Source organism: Thermomonas sp., assembly GCF_019104945.1.
In the GTDB taxonomy this organism is placed as follows: domain Bacteria; phylum Pseudomonadota; class Gammaproteobacteria; order Xanthomonadales; family Xanthomonadaceae; genus Thermomonas.
Genome location: NZ_JAHRWW010000052.1, coordinates 13804 through 30662, shown reverse-complemented (window position 1 = coordinate 30662; position 16859 = coordinate 13804). Strand labels below are relative to the sequence as shown.

General features: G+C 61.1%; 16 protein-coding genes and 1 riboswitch. Of the genes, 11 read left to right on the top strand and 5 right to left on the bottom strand.

Annotated elements, in window-relative coordinates:
* Both KUL77_RS12005 and KUL77_RS12000 read right to left on the bottom strand, forming a co-directional pair.
* The coding region (locus KUL77_RS12005) for an ATP-binding cassette domain-containing protein (protein WP_297147522.1) at window positions 1–833 on the bottom strand (833 nt) is incomplete at its 3' end.
* Window positions 834–856: 23 nt separating this feature from the next.
* Window positions 857–1858, bottom strand: coding sequence for a putative sulfate exporter family transporter (locus KUL77_RS12000; protein WP_297147519.1), 1002 nt, complete (start codon window positions 1856–1858; stop codon window positions 857–859).
* A gap of 97 nt (window positions 1859–1955) precedes the next feature.
* On the opposite strand from KUL77_RS12000, the gene glyA reads away from it, so the two are divergent.
* From glyA to KUL77_RS11950, 10 genes are all read left to right on the top strand, one after another.
* The gene (glyA, locus tag KUL77_RS11995; protein WP_297147516.1) at window positions 1956–3224 is read left to right on the top strand and encodes a serine hydroxymethyltransferase; all 1269 of its coding nucleotides are present in this window, start codon (window positions 1956–1958) and stop codon (window positions 3222–3224) included.
* 3 nt (window positions 3225–3227) lie between these two features.
* Window positions 3228–3758, top strand: coding sequence for a transcriptional regulator NrdR (gene nrdR / locus KUL77_RS11990; RefSeq protein WP_297147513.1), 531 nt, complete (start codon window positions 3228–3230; stop codon window positions 3756–3758).
* On the top strand, window positions 3755–4858 hold the full coding sequence (gene ribD, locus KUL77_RS11985; RefSeq protein ID WP_297147509.1) for a bifunctional diaminohydroxyphosphoribosylaminopyrimidine deaminase/5-amino-6-(5-phosphoribosylamino)uracil reductase RibD: 1104 nt from the start codon (window positions 3755–3757) through the stop codon (window positions 4856–4858). Before nrdR ends, ribD begins: the two co-directional genes overlap by 4 nt.
* A 35-nt stretch (window positions 4859–4893) precedes the next feature.
* Window positions 4894–5047: riboswitch (FMN riboswitch) on the top strand.
* A 68-nt stretch (window positions 5048–5115) separates the two neighbouring features.
* On the top strand, window positions 5116–5718 hold the full coding sequence (locus KUL77_RS11980; protein WP_297147506.1) for a riboflavin synthase: 603 nt from the start codon (window positions 5116–5118) through the stop codon (window positions 5716–5718).
* On the top strand, window positions 5715–6821 hold the full coding sequence (ribB, locus tag KUL77_RS11975) for a 3,4-dihydroxy-2-butanone-4-phosphate synthase (RefSeq protein ID WP_297147503.1): 1107 nt from the start codon (window positions 5715–5717) through the stop codon (window positions 6819–6821). The genes KUL77_RS11980 and ribB overlap by 4 nt, the downstream gene beginning before the upstream one ends.
* Window positions 6822–6844: 23 nt before the next feature.
* Window positions 6845–7324: a 6,7-dimethyl-8-ribityllumazine synthase gene (gene ribH, locus KUL77_RS11970; protein ID WP_297147500.1), complete on the top strand. Its 480-nt coding sequence runs from the start codon at window positions 6845–6847 to the stop codon at window positions 7322–7324.
* On the top strand, window positions 7321–7779 hold the full coding sequence (gene nusB / locus KUL77_RS11965) for a transcription antitermination factor NusB (RefSeq protein WP_297147497.1): 459 nt from the start codon (window positions 7321–7323) through the stop codon (window positions 7777–7779). The genes ribH and nusB overlap by 4 nt, the downstream gene beginning before the upstream one ends.
* Window positions 7780–7787: 8 nt before the next feature.
* Window positions 7788–8747, top strand: coding sequence for a thiamine-phosphate kinase (gene thiL / locus KUL77_RS11960; protein ID WP_297147495.1), 960 nt, complete (start codon window positions 7788–7790; stop codon window positions 8745–8747).
* Window positions 8748–8966: 219 nt separating this feature from the next.
* The gene (locus KUL77_RS11955; RefSeq protein WP_343231550.1) at window positions 8967–9791 is read left to right on the top strand and encodes an AraC family transcriptional regulator; all 825 of its coding nucleotides are present in this window, start codon (window positions 8967–8969) and stop codon (window positions 9789–9791) included.
* A gap of 150 nt (window positions 9792–9941) precedes the next feature.
* Window positions 9942–12779 carry a TonB-dependent receptor gene (locus KUL77_RS11950; RefSeq protein WP_297147492.1) on the top strand — a complete coding sequence of 946 codons (2838 nt, stop codon included), beginning with the start codon at window positions 9942–9944 and terminating at the stop codon, window positions 12777–12779.
* 68 nt (window positions 12780–12847) lie between these two features.
* Here KUL77_RS11950 and KUL77_RS11945 read toward each other — a convergent pair whose 3' ends face one another.
* From KUL77_RS11945 to KUL77_RS11935, 3 genes are read right to left on the bottom strand one after another with little or no spacing between them, the layout of a single operon-like run.
* The gene (locus KUL77_RS11945) at window positions 12848–14227 is read right to left on the bottom strand and encodes an FAD-linked oxidase C-terminal domain-containing protein (RefSeq protein WP_297147489.1); all 1380 of its coding nucleotides are present in this window, start codon (window positions 14225–14227) and stop codon (window positions 12848–12850) included.
* A gap of 4 nt (window positions 14228–14231) precedes the next feature.
* Window positions 14232–14615 (bottom strand): YraN family protein, encoded by a 384-nt coding sequence (locus KUL77_RS11940; RefSeq protein WP_297147486.1) that lies wholly within the window; start codon window positions 14613–14615, stop codon window positions 14232–14234.
* Entirely contained in the window at window positions 14602–15894 is a 1293-nt protein-coding gene (locus tag KUL77_RS11935) for a penicillin-binding protein activator (RefSeq protein WP_297147483.1), read from the bottom strand. Before KUL77_RS11935 ends, KUL77_RS11940 begins: the two co-directional genes overlap by 14 nt.
* 121 nt (window positions 15895–16015) lie before the next feature.
* Here KUL77_RS11935 and rsmI point away from each other — a divergent pair, with 121 nt between their 5' ends.
* Complete coding sequence (gene rsmI / locus KUL77_RS11930) at window positions 16016–16846, top strand: 16S rRNA (cytidine(1402)-2'-O)-methyltransferase (RefSeq protein WP_297147480.1); 831 nt, start codon at window positions 16016–16018, stop codon at window positions 16844–16846.
* Window positions 16847–16859 lie beyond the last annotated feature (13 nt).

Sequence of the window (16859 nt, the reverse complement as noted above, 5' to 3'; positions counted from 1 at the left end):
CGCGACCACTCCAATTCTTTCTGGATCGCCTTCTGGCGCGCCTTTTCCTGGTTTTCTTCCTGCTTCAGGCGCTCGTCCTTCTGCACCAGCCAATCGGTGTAATTGCCCTTCCACGGGATGCCGCGGCCGCGATCCAGTTCGAGGATCCACTCGGCGGCGTTGTCGAGGAAGTAGCGGTCGTGGGTGACCGCCACCACGGTGCCGGTGTAGCGGTGCAGGAACTGTTCCAGCCACTCGACGGATTCGGCGTCCAAGTGGTTGGTCGGTTCGTCGAGCAGCAGCATGTCGGGCTTCTGCAGCAGCAGGCGGCACAGCGCCACGCGGCGCTTTTCACCACCGGACAGCTTGCCGACCACGGCCTCCCACGGCGGCAGGCGCAGCGCATCGGCGGCCACTTCCAGCTGGTTCTCCAGGGTGTGCGCATCGCCGGCGGCGAGGATCGCTTCCAGCCGCTCCTGTTCCTTGGCCAGCGCGTCGAAATCGGCGCCTTCTTCGGCATAGGCGGCATAGACCTCGTCCAGTCGCGCCTGCGCCTGCAGCACTTCGCCCACGCCTTCTTCAACGGCCTGGCGCACGGTGTGCTCGGGGTTCAACTCCGGCTCCTGCGCCAGGTAGCCGACCTTGATGCCGGGCTGCGGGCGCGCCTCGCCGTCGAAATCCTTGTCCACCCCGGCCATGATCTTGAGCACGGTGGACTTGCCGGCGCCGTTCAGGCCGAGCAGGCCGATCTTGGCGCCGGGGAAGAAGGAGAGCGAAATGTCCTTGATGATCTGCCGCTTGGGCGGGACCACCTTGGACACGCGGTTCATGGTGTAGATGTATTGCGAGGACATGGAGGCTCCTAATTAACCTCCCATTATAGCGCTTGCACAGCCAGACTTCCGAGGGCGACCGCCGCCCAGACCCCAAGCCCCAGCAAAATAGGGCGCGGACCGGTGGCGCGCATGCGCTTCAGGTCGGTGGAGAGGCCAATCGCGGCAAGTGCCAGCACCATTGCTAATGTGCTGGCAAGGTGCAGCCCGTTCAGCACACTGCTGGGTACCCATCCTGCGCTGCGTGCGGCGGATGCGGCGATAAACCACAAGATAAACCACGGCACTACGCTGCTGCGCTGAGCTGCGGTTGCGCCGCTATTTTCAATAGGGTGTTGTTTGTTGTGCCACGCCATTGCCGCCGCAGCAAGCAGGCACACGGGGACGATCATGCTGGCGCGCGCCAGTTTCACAATCACCGCGTAGTCGCCTGCTTCGCGGCTAAACGCATAGCCTGCCGCTACGACGGATGAAGTGTCGTTGATCGCCGTGCCTGCCCAAAGTCCGAATTGGTTCGCCCCCATGTCGAGGAGGTGGCCAAGCGGAGGAAAAATCAGCACGGCAACGAGGTTGAACAGAAAAATCGTGGACAGGGCGAACGCTGTGTCGTGCTCGTCGGACTGCAAAATGGGCGCCACCGCGGCAATCGCTGAGCCTCCACAAATAGCGGTGCCTACGCCAACAAGGGCCGCCAGTTTGCCCGGCACGCGCAGTGTGCGGCCTAGTACAAAGGCGGTGAAAAAAGCCAGAGCAAGCGTAATAAGGGTGACGTGGAGCGAGGCCTGCCCCACGCGGCTGACTTCGCCAACATCAAGGCCGAAGCCAAGCAAAACGATGGCCGTCTGCAAAATATATTTGCCCGCAAAGCTAATGCCGGGCGCGGTGGTATCCAATGGCCCAATTAACGCGCGCGTGATGACCCCGAGCACGATGGCCAATACGGCGCTGCCGATGATCGGTGCCGCCATACCGCCCAGCCACGCCAACAGAGCGGGGACGGCGGCCAGCAACAGGCCGGGGATTAAATGCCATTTCGTTATGCGCATATGCAAAAAATGGCGGTTTTCAGCTAAATAGCGGATGAATAAGGGGGCTGAGCTACAATGTCGGATTCCTCCCCTTCCCCAATCTCGGAGCTGTGCAATGTTCTCCCGTGCCGACACGCTTGCTGCTTTCGATCCAGAACTGGCCAAGGCGATTGCCGAAGAAAATCGCCGTCAGGAAGACCACGTTGAGCTGATCGCGTCGGAGAACTACGCCAGCCCGCGCGTGATGGAAGCCCAAGGCAGCCAGCTCACCAATAAGTACGCCGAAGGCTATCCGGGCAAGCGTTATTACGGCGGCTGCGAGTATGTGGATGTGGCCGAGCAGCTGGCGATCGATCGCCTGAAAGCGCTGTATGCTGCCGACTACGCCAATGTGCAGCCGCATAGCGGCAGTCAGGCCAACCAAGCGGTGTACTTCGCCCTGCTGCAGCCGGGTGACACCATCCTTGGCATGAGTCTCGCACACGGCGGCCACCTCACCCACGGCGCCAAGGTCAATGCCTCGGGCAAAATTTTCAACGCCGTGCAGTACGGCGTGAACGACCAGGGCTTGATCGATTACGACGAGGTCGAGCGTCTGGCACTGGAGCACAAGCCGAAGATGGTGGTGGCAGGCTTCTCCGCCTATTCGCAGGTGGTGGACTGGGCGCGCTTCCGCGCCATTGCCGACAAGATCGGTGCTTGGCTGTTTGTGGATATGGCGCACGTTGCAGGGTTGGTAGCGGCGGGTGTGTATCCAAGCCCGGTGCCGCATGCGCACGTGGTTACCAGTACCACCCACAAGACCCTGCGCGGCCCGCGCGGCGGCATCATCATCGCCAACCAGCAGGCCGCCGGTGAAGCCTATGAGGAGATGACTAAGAAGCTGCAGTCGATCGTGTTCCCCGGCATCCAAGGCGGCCCGTTGATGCACGTCATCGCCGCTAAAGCGGTGGCCTTCAAGGAAGCACTGGAGCCGGCCTTCACCGCCTACCAGCAACAGGTGGTGAAAAACGCGCAGGCGATGGCGAAGGTCATCATTTCGCGTGGCTACAAGATTGTTTCCGGCGGCACGCAAAACCATTTGATGCTGGTTGATATGATCGGCAAAGACGTGAGCGGCAAACAGGCCGAAGAAGCGCTGGGCAAGGCGCATATCACCGTGAATAAAAACTCGGTGCCGAATGACCCGCGTAAGCCGTTTGTTACTTCGGGGCTGCGCATTGGTACGCCTGCCGTCACCACGCGGGGCTATAAAGAAGCCGATTGTGAAGCGCTGGCAGGCTGGATCTGTGACGTGCTCGACGCGCCGGAAGACGAGGCCGTGTTGGCCCGCGTGCGTGGCAATGTTGAGCAGCAGTGCAAGCAGTTCCCGGTGTACGGTTAATCCGTGCACTGCCCGTTCTGCCAGCACAGTGACACCCGCGTAATCGATTCGCGGGTGTCCGAAGACGGCGCCACGATTCGCCGCCGCCGCGTGTGTGAAGCCTGCGGCGAGCGGTTTTCCACACTGGAAACCGTGGAGCTCAAGCTCCCGGCAATCGTCAAGTCCGACGGCCGCCGTGAAGCGTTTGATGCGCGCAAGCTGCGCACCAGTTTCGACCGCGCGCTGCAAAAACGCGCGGTGGCAGAAGAACAGATCGAGGCGGCGGTGCGCGCGGTGGTGCACGCCGTGCGCATGACCGGCGAGCGCGAAATTCCTGCGCGCAGCGTGGGTGAGTTCGTGATGGCCGAACTGCGTAAACTCGACCACGTAGGTTATGTGCGCTTTGCCTCGGTGTACCGCAGTTTTGAAGACGTGGCGGACTTCCGCGAAGAGATCGACCGTTTGGAGCGCGATCACACGAGCAGTGACGGACAGTTAGAACTGCCCGGTGTGGATGCCCACGGCAAGCCGACAAAGGTGCCCAAAATAAAATGAACGAGCAAGCGCCGCCGAGTTTTTCTGTTACCGACCACGCATTGATGGCACGCGCGCTGCGCCTTGCCGAACGTGGTGCCTACACCACCCGGCCCAACCCGATGGTGGGCTGCGTGATCGCGCACGGTGAAGAGGTGGTGGGCGAGGGCTGGCACCAGCGCAAGGGCGGGCCGCATGCCGAAGTGCTCGCGCTGCAGGCCGCAGGCGAGCGCGCCAAGGGCGCAACCGCCTATGTCACGTTGGAGCCCTGCGCGCATACGGGCAGTACGGGGCCTTGCGCCGATGCATTGATCGCGGCGGGTGTGGCGCGCGTCGTTGCGGCCATGCGTGATCCGTTTCCCAAGGTCAATGGTGCGGGTTTCGATAAATTGCGCGCGGCAGGCATTGCGGTAGAAGCCGGGCTGATGGAAGCGCAGGCGCGTGAACTCAATAACGGATTCATTACACGCATGGAGCGCGGGCGGCCGTGGCTGCGGGTGAAGCTGGCCACCAGTCTTGATGGCCGCACCGCGATGGCCTCGGGTGATTCCAAATGGATCAGTGGCGAGGCTTCGCGCCGTGACGTGCACCGTTGGCGCGCGCGCAGTGGCGCGCTGCTCACTGGCGCGGGAACGGTGCTGGCCGATGACCCGCACCTCACCGTGCGCCTCGATGACGGCGCTGATTTTGTGCCGCCGCTGCGCGTGGTGCTGGATCCAGGCCTTGCCACCGTGGCGCGTGGGCATGTGCGCGAAGGCGGCGCGCCCACGCTGTACCTGCATGCGCCGGATGCCAAAGTGCCGCGCGAGCTGCAGTCCGAGCACGCAGCGGTGCCGGTGAAAGGGGCTCGGTTTGATTTAGACGCCGTGCTGCGTCTGCTCGCCACTCGCGAGATCAACGAAGTGCAGCTGGAAGCGGGGGCCACATTGGCGGGGGCGTTCCTGTCGGCAGGGCTGGTCGATGAGCTGCTGCTGTATGTGGCGCCCGTGCTGCTGGGTGAACAGGCACGGCCTCTGTTTGATGGCCTGCATATCGATGCAATGGCGCAGCGCCTCAATATGCGCCGCGTGGATAGCACCGTCGTGGGCGAAGACTTCCGTCTGCTGCTGCGCCCGGCCTGATTGCCGGGCCGTTCATGGGCACGTGGTAGAATCGCCCAAATCTTCAGGGCGGGGTGTAAGTCCCCACCGGCGGTAGGCACCCTAATCATTGGGTGTAAGCCCGCGAGCGCTCAAGGCATCGTCTTGAGGTCAGCAGATCCGGTTCAATGCCGGAGCCGACGGTCATAGTCCGGATGCAAGAAGAGGGTGGTGCGTGCCGATAACGGCGCGTGCCTCCGTTCGTCCCTGTCGTGTGTGTACTGATAAGGAGCGCGAACGTGTTTACAGGATTGGTCGAAGGCGTAGGAACGCTGGCAGTGCGCGAGCCGCGCGGCGGCGATGTGCGCCTGACGATTGCCGTGGGTACATTGCCGTTCGACAATGTTCAATTGGGCGAGAGTATTGCGGTGAACGGCTGCTGCCTCACCGTGATCGCCTTTGATACCGCCTCGTTTGCGGTGGATGCCTCGAACGAAACGCTAGCGCTCACTACGCTAGGCCAATTGGCGATCGGCGCGCCGGTGAATTTGGAACGTGCCCTGCTGCCTACCAATCGCCTTGGTGGGCATTTGGTTAGCGGCCATGTGGATGGCCTTGCCACGGCCACCCAGCGCTGGGACGACGCGCGCGCAGTGCGCTGGCGCTTTGAACTGGCCAAGCCCCTATTACGCTATATCGCGCAAAAAGGCTCGGTGTGTGTGGATGGCGTGAGCCTCACCGTGAACGCTTCCGACGATAGCGGGTTTGAGGTTGCACTAATTCCGCACACCGTCGCGCATACCGCGTTTCATGCGCTGCACGTGGGCGCACACGTCAATATTGAAATCGATCTACTGGCGCGCTACGCCGAGCGCCTGCACGCCACGAGGGAGTGGGTATGAGCTTTGCAACGATTCCAGAGCTGCTTGATGAACTGCGCGCCGGGCGCATGGTGGTCATCGTGGACGATGAAGATCGTGAGAATGAAGGCGATCTCATCATGGCTGCCGAGCTGGTTAAACCATCGGACATCAATTTCATGGTGACCCACGCGCGCGGCTTGGTCTGCCTGTCGCTCACGCGCGAGCGCTGCGCGCAGTTGGGGCTAAACCCGATGGTGCGCGACAACACGTCGCAACACCACACCAATTTCACTGTCAGTATCGAAGCGGCGGAGGGCGTTACCACCGGCATCAGCGCCTACGACCGCGCGCATACCGTGCGCACCGCCGTGCGGCCCGACGCCAAGCCGACGGACCTTAGCCAGCCCGGCCATATCTTCCCGCTTACCGCGCAGCCGGGTGGGGTGCTTACCCGCACAGGGCATACTGAAGCGGCGGCCGATCTTGCCCTGCTGGCCGGGTTTGAACCAGCCGGTGTGCTGGTGGAAATTTTGAATGCCGATGGCAGCATGGCGCGCCGCCCAGAGCTTGAAGTGTTTGCGCGCGAACACGGGCTGAAGATCGGCTCGATCGAAGACCTAATTCGCTATCGCCTCGAAACCGAACACACGGTGGAGTGCATCGATAGCCGCGCAATTGAGACCGACCACGGCGGTTTTACCCTGCATACCTACCGCGACCGTTTGACGCGTGGCCTGCACTACGCGCTGGTACGCGGCGATGTGGGCAATGGCGAGCCGGTACTGGTGCGCGTGCAAGCACAAAATCCCTTGGCCGATGCGCTGCATTGGCGGCGCGATGATTTCGGCCCGCTGGTAGGCGACGTGCTAGCGATGATCGCCGCCGAAAACCGCGGCGTGTTGGTGCTGCTGGGTGACACGCCGGATGCGGAAGCCACGCTGGCGCGTATTTGCCAGCAGCCCGCACCAGCGACGGGTAAATCTGGAGCGCTGGCCGAGTGGAAGCGCAATGGCGCAGGCTCGCAAATCTTGCTGGATCTTGGCGTGCGCCACTTGCGCGTATTGGGCACGCCGCGCCGACAGGTAGGTTTGGCAGGCTTTGGTTTGGAAGTGGTGGAATACGCCGTGCTTCCGGCGCGGTAAACTGGCGCCCCCGGAGAGTATCGATGACCGATTACGCAGGCGATCTGCGCGTCCATAGCGATGCGCGTTTTGCAATTCTTGCCAGTCGCTGGAACCCGCGCATTGTAGAGGCGCTGGTGGACGGCGCGCGCAAAACGTTTACCGACAACGGCGTGAGCCTTGCGGCGGTGGATGTTGTGCGCGTGCCCGGTGCGTGGGAGTTGCCGGTAGCTGCGCGCGAACTGGCCCGCAGCGGGCGCTATGCGGGCATCGTGGCTCTTGGCTGCGTGGTGCGCGGCGATACCCGGCACTACGAACAGGTAGCCGATGGCGCGTCTAACGGGCTGATGCAAGTGGCGCTGGACACCGGCGTGCCGGTGATGAACGGCGTACTCGCGGTAGAAGTGTTTGAAGATGCACTGGCGCGCGCAGGCGGCAACCACGGTAATAAAGGCGAAGAATGCGCATTGGTGGCCATCGAAATGGCCGATCTGCGGCGAAAGTTTTTGGAGGATACACAATGAATCACCCCCGTCACCGCCGCCCCGATGGGGTTGATCCTGTCGCCCGTTCACGCTCGCGTCGGCGTGCACTGCAGGCGATCTACGCATGGCAAATCAGCCGCGCGGATGAGCGCGAACTAATTGCCCAGTTCGCGCATGAACAGGCGCATGAAGTGGCCGATCTGGCGTATTTTGAAGACCTCGTGCGCGGCGTGCTGCGTCACGTCAAGGCGCTTGATACGGCGTTAGTCGATCACCTCGATCGAGGTATCGACGAAGTGGATGCCATCGAGCGTGCCGCGCTGCGCATTGCCGCTTATGAGCTGATCCACCGCTCCGACGTGCCGTACCGTGTGGTGATCAACGAAGCGATCGATTCCACCAAGCGGTTTGGCTCTGAGCATGGGCATACCTATGTCAACGGCGTACTGGATAAAGCGGCCGCCATCCTGCGTGGCGTAGAAGCCAAGCGCTAAGGTGGGCCGTGCTTGAGTTTGATCTGATTGCCCGCATCCGCGCGCGCGCCGCCGTGCGTGATGACGTGGTGCTGGGCATTGGCGATGACTGCGCACTGCTCGCACCGCCACCGGGGATGCAGTTGGCAGTCACCATGGACACGCTTAATGCGGGCGTGCATTTCCCCCCCGAAACTGCGCCCTATGACATTGGCTGGAAGGCGCTTGCGGTGAATCTTTCAGATCTCGCTGCCATGGGCGCAAGCCCGGCTTGGTGCACAGTGTCGCTATCACTTCCAGAAGCAACCGACGCATTTATTGATGGGTTCTCTGATGGGTTTTTAAGCCTTGCGCAGCAGCACCAATTTGCACTGATTGGCGGTGATACCACGCAAGGCCCGCTCTCCATTTCCGTTACCGCGCAAGGCTTGATTGAGCCCGGTATGGCGCTGCGTCGCGACGGCGCAAAAGTAGGCGATACCATTTGGGTGAGCGGCACATTAGGTGATGCAGCGGCGGCACTTGCGCAATGGAAACATGGCAAAACGATGCATCCAACATTGCGCGCACGCCTTGATCGCCCCACGCCGCGCGTCGCGCTGGGGCGCGCATTACGCGGTATCGCAACAAGCTGCATTGATATTTCCGATGGTCTGCTGGCCGACCTTGCGCACATCTGCCGCGCCAGTGGCGTGGGTGCATGCGTTCATGCAACGGCGCTGCCTGCCAGTAGCGCACTGTGCGAAGTATTTTCTGATGATGAGCGTTATCGCCTGCAAGCCAGCGGTGGCGATGATTACGAGCTGTGCTTCACGGCCGGTGCGGAACGCTCCGACGAGATTCACGCGTTAGCGTTGCAGCTCGGCCTTCCCCTTACTTGTGTTGGCAAGATTGAAGACGGCCATCAAGTGCGATACGACGATGTCGATTTTGCTATGACGGAGTTCGGCTACCAGCATTTTGTCAATACGTTTTCTTCAAAAGTTTGAACTCTCGCGCTTTTGTACTCATTCCTTCTTCAGCTTCAAGCTGGCAATGTGAAGGAAAAGAAGCTTGCGTAGCAACGCAACGAGAAGATGCAAATCATCAACGCCAGAAGCGACACCCCCATCGCTGCATGCTATTTGGCAGGAGCCGCAGCAGCGCCAGAGACACAGCTGTTACTTGGCTGTGATACATCCACCCGCTGCTTTCAGTGGTGGTGTTAAGTGCTGCCGCCACTATGGGTTGATCGCGGCCAAGTCATTTCTTTTAAGAAAGCGCCGCCCGCAGGAAGTACGCATCGCTGCGTCGGTGTGGCGCGGCTTGGTAGCGTGCAAACGTCGGGTACGCTGTTTACGCTGTGGGCACAGCTACGCGGCAGTGCATGGGTGGATTCAAAAGACGGGCGCTTTCGGTTGAGTGCGCACGAGTGGATCGCGTTTGAAAAAGACTCGGTTCCGCATGTCACGGCGGATCGTAATGGCGTATGCATCGGGATCGCGCTAGGCGTAGACGCGCTGCAGATGCTCAGTGAGTCACACATTGGGTTGTATGCCGGGCGCGGCAGCATGAGCCACGCTGAAACGCGTGTCTTGTTTCGCCTTTGGCGCGCCATTCAAGCGGATGGAGGTGAGGCGTCTGCACTTAGGCCGCTGCTACTGCATATTGCCTCGTTGCAAAGTGAATTAGCGGAAGCCGTGCAGCGCTGCCCAGGGCGCTCGCGCCAGCGGCGGCAGCAGGTGTTTGGACGCATGCAGCGCGCACGTCAGTATTTGGAAGGCAATAGTCACCGCGTGGTGCGCATTGATGAGCTTGCAGAGTTGACGAGCTTCTCTAGTTGTTACCTCACAAAAACATTTCAAAGCCTATATGCAGAAAGCCCGCAGTCGCTCTCGTCGCGCATGCGTTTAGATCGTGCAGCGCAGCTGCTGCGTGACACCGATATGTTGGTATCTGAGGTGGCCAGTGCGAGTGGCTTTGACAATAACTGCAGTTTTGCGCGCGCATTTCGCCAGCGCTTTGGCGTAACCGCACGTGAATTTCGTGGTTAATTTCGTTTTCAATTAAGGCTGTATTTAGACTTCTTTTTGCCGCCAGAATCGGCAAAGTTTTTGATTGAAATTTGCAAACTCTTAGGCTGCGTTCGCCGTGTAATGTTCTGCGGCGCTTAACGCGCCAATAACGATATTTTGGAGAGTTTGATGAATTTTCGTAATTCCAAGGCTCGCTTGAGCCTGCTGTCGCTGGGTGTTGCCCTCGCACTGTCGCCGATGATGGCGTCGGCGCAAGAAGCCGGTAAGAGCGTTGTCGAGCTGGATCGCGTTGAAGTGACTGGTTCGCGCATCCGTGGCGCTGAGATGGAAACCCAGCAGCCGATCGTGGTGCTGAGCCGCGCTGAGCTGGAAAAGCAGGGCTTCACCTCGGTGGTGGACGTGCTGCAAAACATGACCTCGGCGGGTTCGCCGGCGATTTCCCGCTCCGACGCGCTGGCCTCTGGCGAGAACGTGGGTGGCTATTACATCGATATCCGTAACCTCGGTGCTTCGCGCACCTTGATCCTGCTCAACGGCAAGCGCCTTGGTGCTACCACCTCCGGCATGCAGGATCTGAGCCAGATCCCGATGTCGGCGATCGAGCGCATCGAAGTGCTGAAGGATGGCGCTTCCTCCATCTACGGTTCTGACGCCATCGCCGGCGTGGTCAATGTGATCACCCGCAAACGTTTCAACGGTGGTGAAGCCAATGTGTATCTTGGCCAGTACGGCCAAGGCGATGGCGATACCAAGCAGTATTCGTTCACCCTCGGCGCTGAAGGCGAGCGCGGCAGCTTGACGCTGTCGGCGGAATACAACAAGCAGGAGCCGGTATGGGCGGCGGATCGTTGGTTCTCGAAGGACGGCGGTAAGGGCCCGAACTCGACCCCGGGTGACTGGAGCGCGATCACCAAGCTCGGTACTTGGTACGGTCCTTGCGGCGCTGGTGGAGCGATGACATGGTGCACCCTGAACCAAGGTGGCAACCCGAACAATCCGGGCGATTATCATGAGCTGACGGCGGCGGAGAAGACCAACGCCAATGAGCAGATGATGCTGCAGACCGGGATTGAGCGTAAGTCGATCTACATCAATGGTACCTACGACTTCACCGACAGCATCGCGCTGAACACCGACCTGCTGTACAACGAGCGCAGCACCAGCCAGCAGATCGCCGGTTACCCGTACCAGTCGCAGGCGTTCGGCACCCCGCTGTCCGGCGATAGCGCGTTCAGCCCGACCCCGGGTACTGACGTCGAGTTCCGTCGCCGCCTGTGGGAAGTGCCGCGCACCACCCAGAGCAAGCTGAAGACCCTGCGCTTCTCCCCGACCGTCAATGGCTTCTTTGACGTTGCTGGCAAGACCTACGACTGGAGCGTGGGCGCACTGGTCAACCGCAATGAAGTGGTGAAGAGCAACCGTGGCGATATGAGCCTGATCGCGGCGCGCCAGGCGCTGGGTCAGTCCTTCATCGACGCGAATGGCGTAGCCCGTTGCGGCACCGCGACGAGCCCGATTGAAGGCTGCTTCGCTTGGAACCCGCTGCTGCCGAATGGCGTGGCTGGCCCCGGCTCGCTGGATAGCAAGGAACTGCAAGAGTTCCTGTTCCCGACCTTCACCGCGACTGGTGTGACCAAGACCACGGCTTATAACGCCGATGTGACCGGCCCGATCATGAGCCTGCCGGCGGGTGACCTGAGCTTTGCGTTCGGTGTTGAGCACCGCCGTGAAGAAGGTCGCTTCGTTCCGGATGCGTTCAACCAGTCGGGTGAATCTACCGGTCTAGCGAGCACCACCACCAACGGCAGCTACACGCTGGACGAAGCCTATCTGGAATTGAATATTCCGGTGCTGGCCGACAAGGCGTTCGCGAAAGAGCTGACCATCAACGTGGCTGGCCGTTATTCGGACTACAGCAACTTTGGTGACACCACCAATGGCAAGTTCGGCATCACCTGGCGTCCGCTGGAAGAACTGCTGGTGCGCGGCACCTATGCTGAAGGCTTCCGCGCTCCGACCATCGACGACATGCACGGCGGTATCGGTTCGAGCTTTTCGAAGTACACCGATCCTTGCTCGGTCGGCGTTCCGGGTTCTGTTGCCGGTAACGCAGCGTGCACCAGCGCGGGCGTTGCGCCGAACTACGTGCAGCTGGGCCAAGGTCTGATCCCTTGCACCACATGGCCGTGCCAGACTCCGGATCAGTTCATCACCGGTTCCAACCCGAACCTGCTGCCGGAAAGCTCGCGCAGCAAGACCATGGGGCTGGTGTGGAGCCCGCGTTGGGTGTCCGGTCTGGACGTGGCGGTGGATTGGTATAACTACCGCGTCACCAACATGATCATCAGCGATAGCGTGGATCGCATCCTGCGTGACTGCTATGTGCTGGGTAACAGCTCGCGCTGCAACGGCATCGTGCGCGCTGCCGATGGCCATATCACGGCGATGTTCTATGGTCTGGCCAACCTAGGTCAGATGGAGACCGAAGGTTACGACCTCGGCGTGAAGTACAAGCTGCCTGAGCTGCCGTACGGCCAGTTCCGCATCGACTGGCAGAGCACCTACACCGCCAAGTACAACGAGGCCGGCCAGAACTCCAAGGGCGATAACATCACCATCGGTAACGTTGGTGCTCCTGGTATCTTCCGTCTGCGTTCGAACCTCAGCCTGAACTGGGAGCTGGGTAGCTGGGGTGCGAACTTCACCTCGCGTTACTACTCGGGCATGAAGGAAAGCTGCATCTCGCTGGCTTCGGGCTGGTGCGATAAGCCGGACAACTACGCCAACGGCGAGAAGAACCCGCTGCGTCTGACCGGTGCCAATACGTTCCACGACCTGCAGGTGAGCTACAAGGCACCGTGGAAGGGTACCGTTGCGATCGGTGCGAACAACGTGTTCAACCACAGCGGTTCGCTGCAGTACTCCGCACCGAACAGCGACTACGCCTACTACGGCGCATTCGATATCGGTCGTTTCATCTACGTGAAGTACACCCAGCGCTTCTGATCCATCGAAGTCTGGTGCAAAACAAAGGGCGGCCCAATTGGGTCGCCCTTTTTGTTTGGGTGTATGGCTCAGCCTGGAGGCAGCACTTTGCCCGGGTTCAAAATTCCGTCGGGGTCTAGGGCGTGCTTGATTGCACGCATCGCAGCCAGTGTTTCTGGGGTGTAGGCGCGTTGCATAAAGTCGCGTTTGGAAAGACCAATGCCGTGCTCGCCGGAGAGTGCGCCGCCGAGGGTCAGTGTCAGTTCAAAAATTTTTGGAAGTGCTGCATACGCACGCGCGGTTTCGTCGGCGTGGTCGGGGTGGTAGAGGATATTGACGTGCAGATTGCCGTTGCCCGCGTGGCCGAAGCAGACGATGGGCAGGTTGGCCGTGTCGGCGATGGCTTCAACGCCTGCAACGAGGTCGGGGATACGCGATACCGGCACCACCACGTCTTCATTGATCTTGCCGGGGGCAATGGTGCGCAGTGCAGGTGAAAGTGCGCGCCGCGCCGCCCAGAGTGCATCGCGCGCTGCGCCGTCTTGCGCCACGTCGATGTCCAAAAAACCATCGCCCTCTGCTGCTGCGGCCAGTGTAGTGAGAATGTCGGGGAGCGCATCGTGGCTGCCGTCGGCTTCAATTAACAGCATGGCACCTGCGTTGGGTACGCTGCTACCGTTCTGGCGCAGCAGCGCAAGGCTGCGGCGATCCATGAATTCGAGCATGGCCGGTACGGTGGGTTGTGCCATTAGCCGCGACACAGCGGCCGCCGCACTTGCAGCATCGCGATAAAACGCGCGCAGCCCTGCCTGTGCCTGTGGGCGCGGAGTGAGCTTGAGCGTAGCTTCAACAATGATGGCCAGCGTGCCTTCGCTGCCGATGAGAAGATGGGTGAGGTCGTAGCCGGAGGCGTCTTTGGTGTACGCGCCGCCTACTTGAATGATGTCACCAGTGCCGGTCACGGCCACCAACCCCAGCACGTTATCGCGCGTGGTGCCGTATTTCACGGCGCGCGGGCCACCGGCATTGGTGGCAAGGTTGCCACCAATGCTGCATAGCGCGGCGCTGGAGGGGTCGGGTGCCCAAAACAGGCCGTGTGGCTGTAGCGCCTGCTGTAAGTCGCCATTAAGAACGCCGGGCTCCACCACTGCGCAGCGATCTGCGGGGCGAATGGCAGCGATGCGATTCATGTGCGCCAGTGACAGAACGACGCTACCTTGCACAGGAACGGCCGCGCCAGTGGTGCCGGTACCCGCGCCGCGCGCTACGATGGCAACGCGGTGCGTGCGGCAGGCGCGCACAATGGCGGCCACCTGTTCGCGCGTAGTAGGTAGCGCAACGGCTTCAGGCAGTAGATGCCGCCGCGAATCATCGCTGGCATGCGCTTCACGCGTGGCAAGATCAGTGCGCCAGCCATCGCTGAGCAAGGCGCTCATTTCGGAATGCAGTGCGTCTGGAAGCTGCGTCATGTGCTTAACACTCATCTGCGCGAAACGCGTCGCGGATCCATTCGAATTGTGGCGCTGCGGGGTCGCCTTCGGCGGCGATCACGTCAAAGCGGCAGGGGGCATTGGCGTACTGAGGGTTGCGCAGCAAAAAGACTTGTGCGGCGCGCACTAATTTGCGCCGTTTGAAATAATCCACTGAAGCTGCGGCACCACCGAAGTCTTGCGAAGCGCGATAGCGCACTTCTACAAACACAACACCTTCGCCGTCATGCATCACAAGGTCCAGCTCGCCGCTGCGCGCCCGCGCATTTTGTGCGAGCGGCTGAAGCCCTTGCTGTTGTAAATAGTCAAGCGCGGCAGCTTCCACAATGCTGCCGCGTTCGCTGCGGTTGAGCTTAGCGCGCGCCATCGCCCAATGGCTGCGGCACACCGGCCACAAAACGCGACCACGCAGGGCGGCGCAAGATGTTGCCGAAGCCATCCAAACTGAGCAGGCCAGTGCTGCCGCTAATGCGTGTATTGGGCGACAGGGCGAGCTGCTCAAGGTGGCCGGTGAGCAGCCACGCATCGAGGCCAAAAGCGAATAGGCGCGCCGCTGGGCCGCGTGCGGTGTCGGTGCGCGCGGCGGCCGCGCTTTGTGTCGGCAGCCCAGCGATGGGTTTGATGAGCCACGGTTCGGTGGGGAAGATGGTGCCATCAAGCGCCATATCTTCAAGGGGCTTACCGATACCGGAGGTGATCATCGAGCTGGAGTAGCGTGGCAGCCCGGCAAGGTTGGCCAGTGCTAGCTGCGGCACCACAGTGCGCGCCTGCGGACCTTTCAAGATCAACAGCACGGTATCGGGTGCGTTGGTTTGTGCCAGCTGAGCTAGGGCTTCCGTCATTTGGCCGCTGTAGCCTAGGCCGTCGAGCACCTGCAGGCCACGGCGTTCCAACTGCGCCTTGGCTGCCTGTGCGGTGCGGCGCTGCGCGTCTTCGTTACCGGCAATCAACAAGACGCGTTTGCTACCGCGTTCGATTAAGGCTTGCGCAAGGCTGATACCTTCGTCTTCAGGCGACAGTGAAAATGCGGCGCTTCCTAACGCAGGCGTGCGGTTGCCACGATTGAGTGCGAGCAGCGGAACATCAAGCGTGTCGTTACCGAATAATGCATCGGTCTCTTCGCGCCCCAATGGGCCTACGGCGAAGTCATTGCCGTCGGCCACTAGGCGCGCATAAGCTGCTTTGACACCGGCAGAGCTATCGTAAAAGCGCAGCGTTGGGCGCCTGCGGGTCTCCGCATAGTAGCCCGCAAGGAAACCGTTGCGTACGGCTTCTGCGGCGACAGCCTGCGCACCGGTGAGTGGTAGCAGTACCCCTACTTTGAGGGGAGGGCGATAGCCATCGTTATCGGCGGCGGGGCGATTTGTGGCGCCAAAGTGGGCGTCACCGCGATCAAACGGGCGCGGCAGTGTAAGCCCACGGCGCAGCAGTGCGCGGCCCGCGAAGTTATACAGCGGGTCACCGCTGGGCAGCTTGGCGGCATCGTGCGCCAGCGTGGCGTTGTCTAGCTGGGCCAGCAGGCGCTCGATGGCATCGGTATTATCGCGTCGCGCTTGCCCGCTCAGTGCGGCGTGGCCTGCGGCAAATGCCTGTGCTTGCACGGTGGCGGCTGCGTAATTAGGCGGTGGTGGTGCCTTCGTGGCCATGTCGGCGCAGCCGGCCAGCAACAGAAAAAGCGCTAAGAAAAGTGAACGAATCAGGGCCACGGGCTTGGGTGAGTGTCCAGAGAAGGCTACGATTCTACCTTTCCTTGTATCGAACGCAGGCATGTCAGAGTCTGGAACGCTTTTTGTCGTTGCAACGCCCATTGGGAATTTGGGCGATATCAGTGCGCGTGCACTGGAAACGCTGCGTAACGTAGCGGCGATTTGCGCGGAAGACACGCGGCGCAGTGGGCAGCTATTGGCGCACTTTGGAATTCAAACTCCGCTCATTGCGCTACACGAGCACAATGAAGAGGCGATTGCGCAAAAAATCGTAACGCGCTTGCAATCGGGTGAATCGCTGGCGCTGGTGTCGGATGCGGGTACGCCACTAGTCAGCGATCCGGGTTTTCGTTTGGTGCGCGCGGCGCGTGCGGCAGGAGTGAAGGTTAGCCCGGTGCCGGGAGCCTCAGCCTTGATTGCGGCATTGAGTGTGGCCGGGCTTCCTAGTGATCGTTTTGTGTTTGAGGGGTTTTTACCGGCCAAGCCCAAAGCGCGGCGTGAGCACCTAACTGCGCTGGCAGCCGAACCACGCACCCTTATTTTTTACGAATCCTCGCACCGCATCGAAGAAACGCTGGCCGATATGGTGGCGGCGTTCGGTAGCGAGCGCCGCGCAGTTTTGGCGCGTGAACTGACCAAGCTTTTTGAAACCGTGCTGGACGGCACGCTGACCGAACTCGCAGCGCGGGTTGCGGCCGATGCCGATCAACGCAAAGGCGAATTTGTGGTGTTGGTGCAGGGGGCAGAAGAAAGCGAAGACGCCAGCGTCACCGAAGGTCGCCGCCTCTACGCCAAGCTGCGCGAATACCTGCCACCTTCCACCGCTGCCAAGCTCGCGGCGGAGTTATCGGGTGCGCCGAGGAAGGCGCTGTATGGCAGCACGGCTGAGTAGCGGCTCTTGGAAA

Bases quoted from the DNA above. Each gene is read 5' to 3' on its own strand.
- KUL77_RS12000 (WP_297147519.1), bottom strand. From the start codon at position 1,858: ATGCGCATAACGAAATGGCATTTAATCCCCGGCCTGTTGCTGGCCGCC.
- glyA (WP_297147516.1), top strand. From the start codon at position 1,956: ATGTTCTCCCGTGCCGACACGCTTGCTGCTTTCGATCCAGAACTGGCC.
- ribD (WP_297147509.1), top strand. From the start codon at position 3,755: ATGAACGAGCAAGCGCCGCCGAGTTTTTCTGTTACCGACCACGCATTG.
- ribB (WP_297147503.1), top strand. From the start codon at position 5,715: ATGAGCTTTGCAACGATTCCAGAGCTGCTTGATGAACTGCGCGCCGGG.
- ribH (WP_297147500.1), top strand. From the start codon at position 6,845: ATGACCGATTACGCAGGCGATCTGCGCGTCCATAGCGATGCGCGTTTT.
- nusB (WP_297147497.1), top strand. From the start codon at position 7,321: ATGAATCACCCCCGTCACCGCCGCCCCGATGGGGTTGATCCTGTCGCC.
- KUL77_RS11950 (WP_297147492.1), top strand. From the start codon at position 9,942: ATGAATTTTCGTAATTCCAAGGCTCGCTTGAGCCTGCTGTCGCTGGGT.
- KUL77_RS11945 (WP_297147489.1), bottom strand. From the start codon at position 14,227: ATGACGCAGCTTCCAGACGCACTGCATTCCGAAATGAGCGCCTTGCTC.
- KUL77_RS11940 (WP_297147486.1), bottom strand. From the start codon at position 14,615: ATGGCGCGCGCTAAGCTCAACCGCAGCGAACGCGGCAGCATTGTGGAA.
- KUL77_RS11935 (WP_297147483.1), bottom strand. From the start codon at position 15,894: ATGGCCACGAAGGCACCACCACCGCCTAATTACGCAGCCGCCACCGTG.
- rsmI (WP_297147480.1), top strand. From the start codon at position 16,016: ATGTCAGAGTCTGGAACGCTTTTTGTCGTTGCAACGCCCATTGGGAAT.